Annotated in this window: 18 protein-coding genes; 8 read left to right on the top strand and 10 right to left on the bottom strand. The window is 69.5% G+C overall.

What is annotated here, in order from left to right:
* Complete coding sequence (locus Hhyl6_RS07515; RefSeq protein ID WP_483738595.1) at window positions 1-1,137, top strand: site-2 protease family protein; 1,137 nt, start codon at window positions 1-3, stop codon at window positions 1,135-1,137.
* On the opposite strand, the gene Hhyl6_RS07510 is transcribed toward Hhyl6_RS07515, so the two are convergent.
* Complete coding sequence (locus Hhyl6_RS07510; protein ID WP_483738594.1) at window positions 1,134-2,483, bottom strand: arylsulfotransferase family protein; 1,350 nt, start codon at window positions 2,481-2,483, stop codon at window positions 1,134-1,136. The genes Hhyl6_RS07515 and Hhyl6_RS07510 overlap by 4 nt on opposite strands.
* Before the next feature lie 86 nt (window positions 2,484-2,569).
* Between Hhyl6_RS07510 and Hhyl6_RS07505 the strand changes: the two genes are divergently transcribed.
* Entirely contained in the window at window positions 2,570-3,424 is an 855-nt protein-coding gene (locus Hhyl6_RS07505; protein WP_483738593.1) for a ZIP family metal transporter, read from the top strand.
* Here Hhyl6_RS07505 and Hhyl6_RS07500 read toward each other — a convergent pair.
* The 6 genes from Hhyl6_RS07500 to Hhyl6_RS07475 form a co-directional block, all read right to left on the bottom strand.
* Window positions 3,421-3,720, bottom strand: coding sequence for a CPCC family cysteine-rich protein (locus tag Hhyl6_RS07500; RefSeq protein ID WP_483738592.1), 300 nt, complete (start codon window positions 3,718-3,720; stop codon window positions 3,421-3,423). The genes Hhyl6_RS07505 and Hhyl6_RS07500 overlap by 4 nt on opposite strands.
* Window positions 3,721-3,794: 74 nt before the next feature.
* Window positions 3,795-4,079, bottom strand: a complete 285-nt coding sequence (locus Hhyl6_RS07495) for a DUF6360 family protein (RefSeq protein ID WP_483738591.1) — start codon at window positions 4,077-4,079, stop codon at window positions 3,795-3,797.
* A gap of 247 nt (window positions 4,080-4,326) precedes the next feature.
* The gene (locus Hhyl6_RS07490) at window positions 4,327-5,493 is read right to left on the bottom strand and encodes a nicotinate phosphoribosyltransferase (protein ID WP_483738590.1); all 1,167 of its coding nucleotides are present in this window, start codon (window positions 5,491-5,493) and stop codon (window positions 4,327-4,329) included.
* A 93-nt stretch (window positions 5,494-5,586) separates the two neighbouring features.
* On the bottom strand, window positions 5,587-5,760 hold the full coding sequence (locus tag Hhyl6_RS07485) for a hypothetical protein (RefSeq protein ID WP_483738589.1): 174 nt from the start codon (window positions 5,758-5,760) through the stop codon (window positions 5,587-5,589).
* 109 nt (window positions 5,761-5,869) lie between these two features.
* On the bottom strand, window positions 5,870-7,198 hold the full coding sequence (locus Hhyl6_RS07480; protein ID WP_483738588.1) for an Hvo_1808 family surface protein: 1,329 nt from the start codon (window positions 7,196-7,198) through the stop codon (window positions 5,870-5,872).
* Window positions 7,191-8,663 (bottom strand): Hvo_1808 family surface protein, encoded by a 1,473-nt coding sequence (locus Hhyl6_RS07475; RefSeq protein ID WP_483738587.1) that lies wholly within the window; start codon window positions 8,661-8,663, stop codon window positions 7,191-7,193. Before Hhyl6_RS07475 ends, Hhyl6_RS07480 begins: the two co-directional genes overlap by 8 nt.
* Window positions 8,664-8,743: 80 nt before the next feature.
* On the opposite strand from Hhyl6_RS07475, the gene Hhyl6_RS07470 reads away from it, so the two are divergent.
* A complete protein-coding gene (locus Hhyl6_RS07470; RefSeq protein ID WP_483738586.1) occupies window positions 8,744-9,316 on the top strand; it encodes a cysteine hydrolase family protein in 573 nt (190 codons plus the stop codon).
* Window position 9,317: 1 nt separating this feature from the next.
* Here Hhyl6_RS07470 and Hhyl6_RS07465 read toward each other — a convergent pair whose 3' ends face one another.
* Window positions 9,318-10,148 carry a DUF8155 domain-containing protein gene (locus tag Hhyl6_RS07465; protein WP_483738585.1) on the bottom strand — a complete coding sequence of 277 codons (831 nt, stop codon included), beginning with the start codon at window positions 10,146-10,148 and terminating at the stop codon, window positions 9,318-9,320.
* A 206-nt stretch (window positions 10,149-10,354) separates the two neighbouring features.
* Between Hhyl6_RS07465 and Hhyl6_RS07460 the strand changes: the two genes are divergently transcribed.
* From Hhyl6_RS07460 to Hhyl6_RS07450, 3 genes are all read left to right on the top strand, one after another.
* Complete coding sequence (locus Hhyl6_RS07460) at window positions 10,355-11,035, top strand: lipoate--protein ligase family protein (RefSeq protein WP_483738584.1); 681 nt, start codon at window positions 10,355-10,357, stop codon at window positions 11,033-11,035.
* A gap of 54 nt (window positions 11,036-11,089) precedes the next feature.
* A complete protein-coding gene (locus Hhyl6_RS07455; RefSeq protein WP_483738583.1) occupies window positions 11,090-12,394 on the top strand; it encodes a dihydroorotase in 1,305 nt (434 codons plus the stop codon).
* An 84-nt stretch (window positions 12,395-12,478) separates the two neighbouring features.
* Complete coding sequence (locus Hhyl6_RS07450; protein ID WP_483738582.1) at window positions 12,479-12,658, top strand: hypothetical protein; 180 nt, start codon at window positions 12,479-12,481, stop codon at window positions 12,656-12,658.
* Window positions 12,659-12,673: 15 nt separating this feature from the next.
* Here Hhyl6_RS07450 and Hhyl6_RS07445 read toward each other — a convergent pair whose 3' ends face one another.
* On the bottom strand, window positions 12,674-13,345 hold the full coding sequence (locus Hhyl6_RS07445; RefSeq protein WP_483738581.1) for a DUF5806 family protein: 672 nt from the start codon (window positions 13,343-13,345) through the stop codon (window positions 12,674-12,676).
* A gap of 109 nt (window positions 13,346-13,454) precedes the next feature.
* Here Hhyl6_RS07445 and Hhyl6_RS07440 point away from each other — a divergent pair, with 109 nt between their 5' ends.
* A complete protein-coding gene (locus tag Hhyl6_RS07440) occupies window positions 13,455-13,826 on the top strand; it encodes a universal stress protein (protein WP_483738580.1) in 372 nt (123 codons plus the stop codon).
* On the top strand, window positions 13,823-14,344 hold the full coding sequence (locus tag Hhyl6_RS07435; protein WP_483738579.1) for an N-acetyltransferase family protein: 522 nt from the start codon (window positions 13,823-13,825) through the stop codon (window positions 14,342-14,344). Before Hhyl6_RS07440 ends, Hhyl6_RS07435 begins: the two co-directional genes overlap by 4 nt.
* Here Hhyl6_RS07435 and Hhyl6_RS07430 read toward each other — a convergent pair.
* A complete protein-coding gene (locus Hhyl6_RS07430) occupies window positions 14,341-14,778 on the bottom strand; it encodes a universal stress protein (protein WP_483738578.1) in 438 nt (145 codons plus the stop codon). The two genes, Hhyl6_RS07435 and Hhyl6_RS07430, sit on opposite strands and share 4 nt — an antisense overlap.
* Window positions 14,779-14,842: the final 64 nt, after the last annotated feature.

Raw genomic sequence — 14,842 nt, 5'->3', positions numbered from 1 at the left:
GTGCGAAACTATCACGTCACGACTGTGTGGGGCATCCCCATCCGCGTCAACATCTCGTTGCTGATTTTCTTGCCGGTGCTCGCGTGGCTCATCGGGAGCGGGTCGCAGATAGAACTGTACGCCGGCATCGTGGGTAGCCTCGCCGGGACGACGCTGGACCTCGGCCGCCTGCAGGCGGGCGCGACGCCGTGGCTGGTCGGGACGCTCGCGGCCGTCGGCCTGTTCGTCAGCGTCACCCTCCACGAACTCGGCCACGCGTGGGCGGCGATGCGCTACGACCTCGAAGTCGAGTCCATCACGCTGTGGATTCTCGGTGGACTGGCGAGTTTCAAGCAGATGCCCCGAGAGTGGAACCGGGAGTTCTGGATAGCCGTCGCGGGGCCGATAACGAGCATCCTCGTCGGCGTCGTCTGCTACGCGGGCCTGCAGGCGGTGCCGACCAGCGCGGACGTGACGCTGTTCGTCGTCGGGTGGCTGGCGGTGACGAACGTCGTGCTGGCGGTGTTCAACATGCTCCCGGCGTTCCCGATGGACGGCGGGCGGGTCCTGCGGGCGCTGCTCGCCCGGAACCGGCCGTACGCCTCCGCGACTCGCATCGCCGCGCGCATCGGGACGGCCTTCGCCGTCCTGTTCGCCGTCGTCGGGGCCCTCTCCTTCAGCCCGATTCTGCTGTTGCTTGCGCTGTTCATCTACGCCGCCGCCACCGGGGAGTCCCGGACCGTCGCGCTGTCGGACCTGCTCGAAGGGTTGACCGTCGGCGACGTCGCCCGCCCGACGGCGCTGACCATCGAGGCCGACGCCAGCGTCGAGGAACTGGTCGACCGGATGTTCGCCGACCGCTCGACGGAGTTCACGGTCACGCGGAACGGCGAGGTGGTCGGCGTCGTCACAGTCGCGGACTTCCGGGCGCTCTCGCAGGCCGAACGCGCGGCCGACACCGTCGCCGACCTCATGGAGACGGACCTGCCGCGACTGGCCGCCGACCTCCCGGCGTTCGACGCGCTGGTGGAACTGGACACGTCGCGGGCGAGCGCCGCCCTCGTGGAGGGGCCGGACGGCGTCCACGTCGTCTCCCGCGAGGACTTCTCCTCGGCGATGGAGATGCGCCGCCTCGTCGGGTCCTCCGACCCGTTCTAGTCGCGCTGGCGGTACCAGTCGGCGCTCCCCGCGGCGACTCCCAGCACGGACAGCGCCGAGAGCGCGAGGTGGGCCTCGCCGAACCAGAACGGTATCCACGGGGCCACCGCCCGGACGCCGACCAGCGCCAGCGAGAGGCCCGGAACCCGTCCGCCGTCGGTGGCCGTTCCGGTGCCCGTCGCCGCCTCGGTGGGCGTCCCGCCCTCGCCGTCGGCCGTCCCGTACAGTTGGGCACCGACTCGTTCGCCCTCCGGGAGTCGCTCGGCCTCGTAGGGAATCGGCGAGTCGCTGGGCGTGCCCGTACTCCAGACGACGGTGCCGTTGGGGGTCACCTCGAACACCCGCTTGTTCAGCGTGTCCGTGACCAGCGTGTTGCCGTTGTCGAGTCGGTCGGCGTCTCGCGGCCAGTGGAGGGCGATGCCGCCGGCGCGTTCGAGCGTCCACGCCGGTTCCCAGCGGCCGTTCTCGCGGTGGAGTTCGACCACGCGGTCGTTGTCCGAGTCCGCGACCAGAACCGCGCCGTCGCCCAGCCACTGGGGGTTGTGCTGGTGGTCGAGAATCTCGGGGTTGCCACAGCGGACGTCGCCGTCGCCGTCGAAGTCCGAGAGTTGGCCGTTGCCGAGACAGGACGCGTCGTCGCCCCCTCTGTCCTCGTTGACCACCTCGACGACGCCCTCTCCGCGCTCTATCAGCAGAATCTGGTTGGCGTTGCGCACGGAGACGAGGTAGTGCGTCTCGTTGACGGCGTCCACGTCGTTGACGTGGAGCCAATCGCGCTTGGTCGGGTCCGGCGGCGCGTCGTAGAACGAGGAGGCGTTCCACTGCCACGTCACCTCGCCGTCCCGGACGGTGAAGATACGCTCGTGTTCCATGTCCGAGAGCAGGTACTCGCCGGAGTCCAGCTGTTCCACGTCGTGGGTCTCGCTGTTCTTCGCGGTGCGGACCGGGAAGGCGTATTCCTCTACGACGCTCGGTCCGCCCTCGGCGTCCGGGTCGACGATGCGAAAGCCGGTTTTCGTACACGGGGCGTCGTAGGGGCCACACCCGGAGTCGTACCCCGAGTGCATGAACCCGGCCATCACGGTGCCGTTCGGGAGCATAGTCACGTCGAAGTAGCTGTCGGCGCTGTCCTCGCGCCACGCGATAGAGCCGTTCTCGACGAGGTAGACGCTCCCCTTCTCGTGCCACCCGGGACCGCCGCCCTGCGACCCGACGAGGGTCGCGCCCTCGCTGCCGTCGCCGCCGATACCGCGGTCCGGTGCCGTCGCCGAGCCGACTGCGAGCGTTCCGACGAGGAGGAGGAGGCTGAGGCCGACGAGAGCGACGCCGCGCGTGGCACGTTCCATCACCCGCGACTCCGCCGACGGCAGAAAAAAGCCTTCCGGGGTCGTCGGCGATAGCTACAAAAACCGCGACGCCGCAGGAGACGACGATGCAGTCGGGACTCCCGGAGACGTTCTCGTCGCTCGTCGGCACCGACCCGCTCCTGTTGGGGTTGGTGGGTGGCCTCGTCATCGCCGCGCTGAACCTGTTCGGAGCGTCGCTCGTGTTGGTGTGGCGCGACCCCTCAGAGCGGGCGCTCGACGCCGCCCTCGGCTTCGCCGCTGGGGTGATGCTGGCGGCGGCGTTCACGAGCCTCATCCTGCCCGGCATCGAGGAGTACTCCGGCGGGAACCCCGTCCCGACGCTGGTCGGCGTCGTGCTGGGGGCGCTCTTTCTGGACCAAGCCGACCGCTTCCTGCCGCACGCCCATTACCTCCTCACCGGCCGGAAACGGACGGACGCCGCCGACCCGGGCGAGTCGCTGCCCGTCGACGACCAGCGACTGTCCGGCGTCGTCCTATTCATCCTCGCTATCACACTACACAACATGCCCGAGGGACTCGCCGTCGGCGTCGGGTTCGGGGCGGCGGCGTCGGACCCGTCGCAATTGGGCGGCGCGCTCGCGCTGATGCTCGCCATCGGCATCCAGAACGTCCCCGAGGGCCTCGCGGTGTCGGTGGCGGCCATCAACGCCGGGTTGGACAGGCGACTGTACGCCGTCGTCGCGGGCGTCCGCGCCGGCGTCGTCGAGATACCGCTGGCGGTGCTGGGCGCCGTCGCCGTGACGCTGGTCGAACCGCTGCTCCCGTACGCGATGGGCTTTGCGGCGGGTGCGATGCTGTTCGTCATCTCCGACGAAATCATCCCGGAGACCCACCGGAGCGGCCACGAGCGGGTGGCGACGCTGGGACTGATGGGCGGCGCTATCGTCATGCTGTACCTCGACATCTCGCTCGCGGTCTAGCGGTCGTACGGCCAGTTCGGGTCCCGGTCGAACCCGTCGGCGGAGACGCAGGTGTCGGCCTCCTGTGGCGCGCAGGCCCCGTGTTCGCGGAAGTTCTCCCGCGCCGTCGCCAGCGAGACGTGGTTGGTGTCGCTGACGTAGTCGTCGTCGCCGAACTGCGTGGGGTCGTCCAGCCAGTGGCACACTGGACAGACCTCGTAGGACCCCGGCCGGCCCTTCGGGAGCGTCCGATAGCCACAGCACGGGCAGTACCCCAGTTCCCGCGCCGCGGGGTTCCCGGGCGTGTCGGTCGACATGGCCCGTGGTAAGTGACGACACATCAAAGAACTACCGGGTCGTTCACGGACCGCCAGAACCGCCAGACGGCGACCTACTCCGACTGGGCGGCCTCGACCTTGGCGGCGTACTCTTCGAGTTCGGTCGCCAGTTCGCGGGCCTGTCCCGCCGAGAGCGTGACCGTGTCGGCGTGGGGTTTCACGGCGTCCAGTTGCGTGTTGTCCATCTCCAACTGGAGTTCGACGTGGTCGGGGTTCTTCCGCGGTGCGGTGACGTTCAGGACTGCGAGTGCCTCCTCCTCGAAGTCGTGACCCTCCACCTCGCCGTCGAGGAGGTCGAACGTCGTGTACGCGTTGACCTTCATGATGCGGTCTGCCATGCCCGCTCGTAGCGTCGCTGTGAACTTAACCTCGGCCACTTTGTTCGAGGGACGCGAGCCACATGGGCAGAAAGCCCCCGACCGCTGGCGGTCGCTGTCCGACATATCCTCGCTCGCTGCGCTCGCTCGGATAGGGGTCGCGCAGACGACCGCCCGCTGGCGCCAGCGGTCGGCCCCTTTCAGTCCACCCGGTCGGTCGTGTCGTCGGCGGAAACAGCCGGCCATCCCCCCAACGACGAGCACCGGCCTACTCCGCTCTGGCGTTCTCGGCGGGGAACCCCACCGCCTCGGCGTCCGCCGCAGCGCGTTCGATTGCCGCGTCGAGGTCGAACTCGCGGACCACCTCGCCGTCCCTGACGAGCGGTTTCATCAGCGACTCGGCGTCCTCGGGCGCGTCGTGGGCGGCCAGACCGACGTGGTGGCCGCCGTCTGAGGTCCGATACACGGACTTCTTGCCGGTCAACTTTCCGCGCTTCGCCGCGGGTTCGCCGTCGACTTCCACCAGGTCCAGCGAGAAGTCCAGCGGGTCGGCGTTCGAGACGTAACTCCCGACGCCGAAGCCGTCGGCCACGTCCCGGAGTTCGCGGAGTTGGTCGGGCCCCAACCCGCCCGAGAGGAAGATGTCCACGTCCTCGTGGCCGTGAGCGTCGAGCGTCCAGCGGACCTCTCGGACGATGTAGCGGAAGTCGCCGCGCCGGGACCCGGTCGTGTCGAGACGCACGCCGTCTAAGTCTTCGACGGCCGCGGCGGCCCGCAGGGCCTCGTCCACCTCGTCGGAGTAGGTGTCGGTCAGGGCGATACGCGGCGTCGACTCGGGGACGGCCTCGTCGAAGGCCCGCCACGCCGCCTCCTGTTGCCCCCGGCCGAAGCAGATGACCAGCGCGTGGGGCATCGTCCCGCCGGCCTCGCGGCCGAGGACGTCGCCGGCGGCGACGTTCGAGAAGCCGTCCAGCCCCCCCAGCAGGGCCGACCGCTCTATCATCGCGCCCAGCGACGGGTGGACGTGCCGGGAGCCAAACGAGAGGACCGTCGAGTCGGGGGCGGCGTGGCGCGCCTCCAGCGCCCGTGTCGCCACGCCGGTCGGGTGCGAGAGGAAGCCGAGCAACGCCGTCTCTAGCCGACAGAACGCCCGATAGGGGCCCTCGATGCGCATCACCGGACCGCCGTCGAACAGTTGGCCCTCCGGGAGGGCGTCGACGTCTACTCCTCGGCCCTCCAGCAGGTGTGCGGCGTCTCGTAGGCCGGCCAGCAGGTGCCACGACCCGGTGGCGAACTGGTTTGCGGTCACCTCTGCGACCACGTCGGGGTTCTTCCCGGCGTGGTCGAGCGCCTCGATAGTCCGGTCGAAGTAGGCGTCGGTCGCCCGCCCCTCGCGGATGGCCTCGGGCGGCACGACGTCGAATCCCTCGCTCATACCCCGCCTTCGGCAGGTAGTTCAAAAAGGACCCCGGTCCACCGCTCGTCTCCGCGGCGCCTCGCCGTCGTCGCCGGCCCTCGCGCCGGGCGACTACCGCTCCCCGTCGTCTACGACCGCGTCGATGAGTGCCTCGCTTATGGCACTCTTCCGGTGGCTGACCTGCAGGTGGACGTAGACGTCGTTCACCGTCCGGCCGTGGTGCTCACAGAGTGGACACGCGTACGTGCGCTCGGGCCGCTCCGTCGTCGGTCTCGTCGATTGCATTCGTCCGTATCGTGTCTCCCAACCTACAAGAGTCTATTCGTGTGCGAGACGTTCACGATGGGCTACACGTGTAGTGTGTCGGCGACGGACGAAGGGTCCGGGGCGACGGTCAGCCCCGCGGGCGGTGGATGCCGTCCAAATCCGACACGGTCGGACCGTTGACGATGCGGACGGTGGTGCCCGACCGGGTGATGCGGAAGGCGTCCGCGAAGGAACTGGACTCGGGGACGACGTAGACGTTCGTCCGTGGCTGGGTCGCGCCGTGTTCCTCGACGAGCGCCGCGCGGTACGCCCGTGCGAACTGGCGGGCGTCCTGCTCCGTGTCCCACTCGCTCACCCAGACGTAGCCGCCGCCACCGGAGTCGTTGCGGTAGGGGACGACGCTGTCGCCGGCCCACCCCGCCGATGGCTCGCTCTGGTAGCGGTAGCGACTGGCGTTGGTCTGGTTGTTGTGGTACATCGTCGCGAAGATGGACGCCTCGCCGACGGTGTCGGCGACCGGGTCGTGGTCGAACCGGTCCCACTCGCCGTTCGAGCGGTCGGGCACGGTGACGTTCACCGGGTCCTCGTCGGGGTACTTCTTGGGGTGGATGACTTGCTCGGTGCTCTCGGGGTACTCCTGATAGAGTGCGTCCACGGCCTCCCACCCGCCGTCTCCGTAGATTGCGTCGATGAACGCCGGTCCCGTCGCGTAGGGCTGGTAGATGACGGTGAACAGGCCGGGGTACCGCGGCCCGCTACCGCCGCCACCCCCGCTCCGCTCGGGACGAGCGAGGCAGTTCCAGTCGTCCTCACAGCGACGCTCGTAGCGGTACTGGACGTAGTTCGCCTCGCCCTCGATGAGGCCGTCGCGGGCCAGTTGCTGGTCCTGCGTCTCGGCGGACCCGTTCAGCCCGAACTGCTGGTCCTGCAGGGCGTGGACCAGTTCGTGTGCCAGCGTCCGCCGGTCGACCTTCGGCGTCTCCGTGGGGCTGACGACGACGATTTCGTCCCGACTCGGCGAGTAAAAGCCCTGCACCGACGTCGAGAGCGTGTCGTCGATGGCCTCGCTACTCCCCGAGTCCTCCCCGATGAGCAACAGCGACTCCCACACTTGGTCGTTCCACGGGTCCTGCGGGGGGCCGGCGCTACTCCCGTTGCCCCGCGACCGGTTGCGGTACTCGGCCCGAGACATGACCTCGACCGGGACCGCCTCCGTGAACTCGCGGTCCCGTATCCGCTCGATGCGGGCCATCGTCCGGGCGGTGACGGCCTCGCGTTCGCTCTCGTTGAGGCCGTCGTCGGTGGTCACGTCGACGGTGTCGTCGTACCAGTAGCCGTTCTCCCACCCGATGCTGTCCTCGCCGTCGGGGGCCGCGGGGTGGTCGCTCCCGCCGAGGGAGGGGACGGTACAGCCAGCAAGGACGACAGTCAGTGCGAGCAGTAGTTCCTTACGCATCGTAGACCTCGTTCAGTTCCGCTTCCGTCGGGGCGTCGACGACGGTGACGGTGTCCCCGTCGACGCGGACGGCGACGGCGTCGGCGAACGGACTCGACTCGGCCAGCACCCACGTCCCGTCGGTCGTCCGGGTCCCGCCCCAGTGGGCGAGGACGGCGGCCCACGACCGGGCGAACGTGGTGGCGGCAGCCTCGTCCTCCCAGACGGTTCGCCAGACGTAGGCCGTCTCCGACCCGTTCGTGTAGACGTGCATCCGGCCGCCGTCCCACCCGAGGGTCGCCGGGAGGGCGTAGTTGTAGGGGTCGCTGTCGTCGAGCGTGCGCCCGTCGTAGTTGAACACGTCCCGCTGACTCACGACGGCCGAGTCGTTGTAGTCGTCGGCGAGCGTGTACGCCATCGTCGCCGCGATGGCCGACGGGCCGAGGACGGCGTAGTCGGGCCGACCCGAGGGCCGCACCCGCTCCCACTCGTCGGTCGAGCGGTCGGTCAGTTCCACCTCGCTCGGGTCCCAGTCGGGGTAGTCACGCGGGGCGATGACCTCGCGGGCGCCGTCGGGGTACTCGTCGTAGGCGTCGTTCACCGCGGCCCATCCGCCCCGGTCGTATCGGTCCTCGACCAGTCCCGGGCCGTCGCTGTACGGGAAGTACAGCAGGAACCCGAGTCCGAAGTGCCGGTCGCCGCCACCGCCGCCGGGTTCGCTCGACAGGCAGTCCCACTCGTCGCCACACCGGGCGGTGTAGCGGTCCGTCGTCGTCACCGCGTCGCCCTCGACGAGGCCGTTACGGCCCTGCAGGGCGTCGCGGGTCCGGGCGTCGCTGGCGAGACCGAACTGCTGGTCTTGCAGAGCGTGGACGAGTTCGTGGGCGAGGGTCGCCTCGTTCACCGTCGGCGTCTCGGCGTCGGAGACGACGACGATGGCCTCCCGCCGGGAACTGTAGTACCCCAGCACGCTCGACCCGAGTTCGCTGCGCTGGACCGCGACGGAGTCGCGCTCCTCGCCGACGAGGAACAGCGCCTCGAACTTCGCGTTGTCGAACCGGCGGAGCGGTTCGCCGACGGCGTGGCCCCCGCTCTGGTTCCGGTACTCGGCCCGGGAGAGGACTTCGACGGGTACTGCGGACTCGAACTCCAGTTCGCGGACGTACTCGACGCGGGCCATCGACCGCGCGACCACGGCCTCGCGTTCGCTCTCGTTGAGGCCGTCGTCGGTGGTCACGGCGAGCGTCTCGTTGTGCCAGTAGCCGGCCTCCCAGCCGAGGACGTCCTCGTCGGGGTCGGTCCGGGCCGATTGGTCGTCTACGGCTGGGTCGGACTCGTTCGCCTCGGAATCGACGGAGAGGGTAAACACCGCGTCCGGCGTCGGCGTCGCCGTCCGCTCGGTCGCGGTGTCGGCGCTCCCGAAGCCCTGACAGCCGGCGAGCAGGAGCGCCACGGCACACAGGACCGCGGCGGACTGGCGACGCATCTACCGTCTTCAGGGGGAGCGCGGTGAAAAGTCACACGCACGGAGTAAGGTTGGTAGGGCCGGCGACCGAACTCTCGGATATGCGACTGGACCCGACCCGCACCGCCGTCGTCGTGGTGGACATGCAGAACGGCTTCTGCCACCCCGACGGCAGTCTCTACGCACCCGACAGCGAGGCGGCCATCGGCCCGGTGACCGAACTCGTCGAACGCGGCCGCGACGCCGGCGCGAGCGTCGTCTACACCCGCGACGTCCACCCGCCCGAGCAGTTCGAAGACACCCACTACTACGACGAGTTCGAGCGGTGGGGCGAACACGTCGTCGAGGGGTCGTGGGAGGCCGAACTCGTCGAGGAACTCGACCCCGACGCCGCGGACCTCGTCGTGGAGAAACACACCTACGACGCCTTCTACCGGACCCAACTGGAGGGGTGGCTCGACGCCCACGGCGTCAGGGACCTCGTGCTATGCGGGACGCTGGCGAACGTCTGCGTCCTGCACACGGCCTCCAGCGCGGGCCTGCGGGACTATCGCCCGATTCTCGTCGAGGACGCCGTGGGGTTCATCGAGGCAGACCACCGCGAGTACGCGGTGGACCACGCCGACTGGTTGTTCGGCGAGGTCACGGAGCGCGAGACCGTCGAGTTCGCGTGAGTTAGGCGCGCTCGATGCTGACTTCGACTCGCTCGCCGACCGCGAGGTCGACGCCCTCGCCGACGAGTTTCACCCCGGCGTCGTCCCGCGAGCAGAACAGCGCCAGCCCCGTCACCGGGTCGCCGTTCGCCCGGACGGTCACGCTATCCCACGCGACCGTCCGCCCCTCGGCGGTCCCCACCGGTTGTCCGGCGACGCTCGCTTGCGTCGGTCCGTCGCCCGCTCTCACGCCCAGTAGCCCGCCCCACTCGTAGTGGGGGAGGCCGCCGTCGAGAACGCCGCCGCCCTCGTTCGCAACCCCCGCGAACCGCTCGCCGGGGGCGGGGTGTTCGGGACTGTCGAGTCGCGCCCACGTCTCGCCCGTCTCCACGACGGTGCCGGTGCCGTCCCACGCCAGTGGTTCCACGTCGACGGCCACGTCGACCGGCAGCGACCCCGACGCTCGGTAGGGGTTCGCGTCCCGCTCTCGGAAGCCCAGGTGGACGTGGTTGGGGACCCACGGCGCGAAGAAGCCCGCCCGGACGAGTTCGCCGATATCGTCGCCGACGGCCACGCTGTCGCCGGGTTCGACGCTCGGGTCGACGTGGAGCAACCGGGCGACGTACTCGCCGGTGTCGACCAGAATCAGGTGGTCTCGCTCGGCGGCGTAGGGCTTCGGCGGGGCACGGACCGCCTTCGTGTCCAGTACCTCGCCGGCGACGGGCGAGGGCGCGCGCTCGCCCTCTGGGTAGAGGTCTATCGCACACCCCTCGTCGTGGGCGTCGAACGGCGAGTTGTACAGCGAGAAGCGGTAGTAGCGGTGGAGTACGTCTCGCGGGACGGTGACGGCCATCGGGGGTGGCTTAGCGGCGGCCGAGTATGTGCCTGTCGTCCGAGGGTTCAAGACGGATGCCGGGACCACTGCTCTGCGTGCGCTGACCGCCGCCGCGACGGGGGCCGCGACTGTGCGACACGTCCCGTCGCGACCGCCGTGTGTCGCCTGTTCGTCACGTCTGGGCCGGTGAGAGCGTTTTAGTCGCTACTCTCCATAGGGCCGCTATGCGACTCCTCCGCGGCCGAGCGAGCAACCACGAACGCGACTCCGAGCGCACCCGCGAGATGGTCGCGAGCGTCGGCGAGGACGGCACGCCTGCACTTCGCGTGTGGACGCCGCACCGACAGGTCGTCTTCGGCCGCCGGGACCGCCGCGCCGAGGGGTACGACCGCGCCCGCGAGGCCGCCACGTCGCGGGACTACCCCGTCCTCGAACGGAGCGTCGGCGGGCGCGCCGTCGCCTACACCGGCCACACCGTCGCCTTCGCCCTCGCGGAACCCATCGCGGACGGCCGGGGCCGCATCGGCGCCCGCTACGACCGCGTCTCGGCGGCGGTCCAGCGCGGTCTCGCCGCCGTGGGCGTCGACGCCCGAGAGGGCGAACCGTCCGACTCGTTCTGCCCGGGCACCCACTCCTTGCAGGCCGACGGCAAGATAGCGGGTCTCGCCCAGCGCGTTCGACAGGACGCGGCACTCACCGCCGGCATCGTCGTCGTCCGGGACCACGACGCCGTCGCGGCGGTGCTCGACCCGGTGTACCACGCCCTCGACGTCCCGTTCGACCCCGACTCGGTAGGGAGCGTCGCTCGTGCAGGCGGGACCGGCGACCCGGGTGACGTGGTCGACGCCCTCGAGACGGCGCTCGTCGGCGACCGGTCCGTGACCGCTCGTGAGTGCGTGGGGTGAGTCGGACGGCGCGCCTTCCGAGACACTTAGGGATGCGCCCGGACGAGAGACGGTATGCTCATCCGCAACGCGACGCTCGCGGACGGCCGGCAACGGGACGTCCGGGTGCGTGGTGAGACCATCGCCGAGGTCGGCCGCGACCTCGCTCCCGACGACGGAGGCACCATCGAGGCGACGGGCAAGCGACTGTTCCCCGGGATGCTGGACGCACACGTCCACTTCCGACAGCCCGGCTACCCGCACAAAGAGACGTGGGAGAGCGGGTCCCGGGCCGCTGCGGCGGGCGGGGTCACCACCGTCGTCGACCAACCGAACACCGACCCACCGACCGTCGACGGCGAGGCCTTCGACCGGAAGGCCGAGTTCGCCGCCGACTCCGTCGTCGACTGGGGCATCAACGGCGGCGTCACCGCCGACTGGATACCGAACGTCCTCCTGCGCCGGCGTCTGTTCGCGCTCGGCGAGGTGTTCCTCGCCGACTCGACGGGCGACATGGGTATCGAGACGGACCTCTTCGAGGACGCCCTCGAACTGGCGACCGAGGAGGGGGTCACCGTCACGGTCCACGCCGAGGACGCCGACTACTTCAACGAGGACGCCCGCGCCCGCGACGACGCGGACGCGTGGAGCGCGTACCGGACAGCCGAGGCCGAAGCGAAGGCCGTAGAGCGGGCCTGTGAGGCCGCCCAGCGGATGGACGCCCGCATCCACATCGCCCACACGTCGACGCCGGAGGGCATCGACATCGCCGCCGACGCGGGGATGACGACGGAGGTGACGCCCCACCACCTCCTGCTCTCGCGGAAGGACCTCGGCGAGTTGGGGACGTTCGGGCGGATGAATCCGCCGCTGCGCCGCGAGAAGCGCCGCCGCGAGGTGTACGACCGGGTCGCCGACGGCACCGTCGACATGATTGCGACCGACCACGCACCGCACACCCGCGAGGAGAAGGACGCGAGCATCTGGGACGCTCCGTCGGGCGTGCCCGGCGTCGAGACGGTCCTGCCGCTCTTGCTGGCGGAAGCCCGGGACCCCGACACCGCCCTGACCTACGAACGGGTCCGGGACCTCACCGCCGCGAACCCCGCCGACGTGTTCGACGTGCCCCAGAAGGGCGCGGTCGAACCCGGCAAGGACGCCGACCTCGTACTCGTCGACACCACCGAGACGACCGAGATTCGCGGCGAGGACCTCCACACGGAGTGTGGCTGGACCCCCTTCGAAGGCCTAGAGGCCGTCTTCCCCGAGTGGACGATGGTCCGCGGGACGATGGTGTACGAGCGCGACCCCGACGAGGACGTCTTCTACGGGCATCAGGGCGAGAACGTCCGCGACGCGGACGGCGAAGTGCTGGAGTGAGCCGGTTATATGTCGGTTTCCGTGGTGTGTGACCACAACGCATAATCGAGCTGTGGTCTTACGTCAACGCGGTGATACGGACCCATGCCACGCTGTGAGAACTGCGGAGCGGAACTCGAAACTACCGACGACCTCGAACACGAGGAGGTCGACGAACTGAACCTCGTCGAGGAGGGCGAGGGACCGCCGCGCATCCAGATTGGCGTCGACATCCGCGACGTCTGGCGCTGCAAGAAGTGCGGGAAGGTTCTCGGGGTCAGCTAACCACGTCCTCGCCGGTCACTCGTCGTCGACGTCGAACTCGTGGCCACATTCCGGACAACAGACCTCGTCGTGCCGAAGCGCCGCCGAGTGCTCGCGGACTTCGCGCATGACCGTCGAGATGCGGTCTTCGGCCTCCATCTCCTCTTCGACGGCGAGGTCAACGCCCTCGACCTCCAGGAGGAACTTCGCCACCTCGGTGGCCTCGTACATCACGTCGTCGAGTTCCTCGGCGGTGAAGAAGTCGGACATCGCACCGTAGAGGAACGTCGCACCGGCCTTGCGGACCTTCTCCTCGAAGGACGCCCGGGCCTGATTGACCGCCTGCGGCGTGTACGTGTCGGTCATGAACGGGACGAGTTCGGGGAGGTTCTCGCCGATTTTGGTCATCTCGACGCCCGTCTCGGTCCGGAAGTCCGCACACAGGCGGGCGATGGCCCACTCGCGGGCGGTGACGTACGTCCGCTCGCGCAGGAACTCGTTGGCCCGGTCGTAGGTGCCACCCTCTATCTTGGTGAACCGCTCGTACTTCTGGACGTCCTCGGGGACGTCGCTGGCGGGCGTGACGCCGGCGTCTGCGGTGTCTGCGGCGTCGGCGTCCGACCCCTCGCCGGGTGCGTCGTCTGGTTCGTGTGGCTGGACCACCCGCGTCGGCTCCTCGTCTCCCTCCGGCGGCACGCCCTCTGTCATGGCCGTCTCTGTGTGCCCGCGCCGAAAAAGCGTATCGCCCGCGGACGCCGGGCCGCGGGCGTCCGGGCGTCAGGTGGCTTTTTGAGCGATGCCGCCGGAGTGACCGCGTATGAACATCCTGCTCGGCGTCGGGGGGAGCGAACTGTCCTACCACGCACTGGACGAGACGATAGCGCGCGCAGAGGAGACTGGCGACGACCTGACGGTCGCCATATTCGACAACGAGGAGGCCGACACGGACGCCGAGGCGGTCCGGGAACGGGTCGAGGAGACGCTCGCCGAGACCGGGTTCGAGGCGTCGGTACGCTACGTCGGCGGCGACGCGCCGGGGAGCCAACTCGTCGACATCGCCGACAGCGAGGACTTCGACCGCATCGTACTGGGGGGCGGCGAACGTTCGACGCTGGGAAAGATTCAACTCGGCTCGGTCGTCGAGTTCGTCCTGTTGAACGCACAGACGCCGGTCACGCTCATCCGATGACGCGAACGTACCCCGACGAACCGGCCGGCGAGTTCCCCGCGCCGCCCCGGACCGTCACCGACAGAGAGGGCCGCGACGTCGAGTTCCTGCCGGCCGACGAGAGCGACCGGGAAGGGCTGGTGTCGATGTACGTCGACTTCGACCCGGCCGACCGAGCGCAGGGCATCCCGCCCGCCAAGGAGGAGGCCATCAGAAAGTGGCTCGATACGATTCTCGACGAGGAGTGCGTCAACGTCGTCGCGCGCCACGACGCGAACGTCGTCGGCCACGCGACGCTGGTGCCGGACCGCCACGGCGAACACGAACTCGCCATCTTCGTCCTCCAGTCGTTCCAAGGGGCTGGCATCGGCACCGCGCTCGTCGAGACGCTGCTGGGACAGGGACAGCGCGAGGGAATCGGGAGGGTCTGGCTCACGGTCGAACGCTGGAACGACGCCGCAATCGCGCTCTACCGGAAGGTCGGCTTCGAGACGAGCAACGCCGAGAGCTTCGAGATAGAGATGTCGATACAGCTCTAGACCGACAGCACCGGTTGACTCGCGTACTCCAGCACGTACAGGGCGGCGCGGCCGACGGCGTCGCCGCCCCCGCTCTCTCGCGGGATGACGAGGAAGTCCGCATCTACGTCTTCGGCCACGTCGAGGACGACGCTCCCCGGCGTCTGCATCAGGCGGTGTTCGGAGAACGCGGTGGCCGTCGACGTGTCGAGCGCCCCGTCGTGGCCGGCGTCCCGGAACTGCTGGCGGACCCGGCCCGTGAACGCCCGGTGTTCCTCGGCGATGGCCTCGGCGTCGACGGTGCCGTCGTCGATGTCCCGCCGGAGGCGCTCGTCGAGGACGAACAGCAGGTGCAGGTCGGCGTCGTATCGCTCGGCGATGGCGATAGCGTACTCGGTCGCCCGTTCGGACCGGTCGCTGCCGTCGACCGGCACGAGCACGAGGTCGATGTCCATCACCAGTTGCTGTGACCGGACCGGACAAAAAGCCACCCCATCCCGCAGGGTCGGCGCTGTGCCG

The sequence above is a fragment of the Haloarcula sp. H-hyl6 genome, from assembly GCF_056934455.1.
This window is presented reverse-complemented; position numbering and strand designations above follow the sequence as displayed.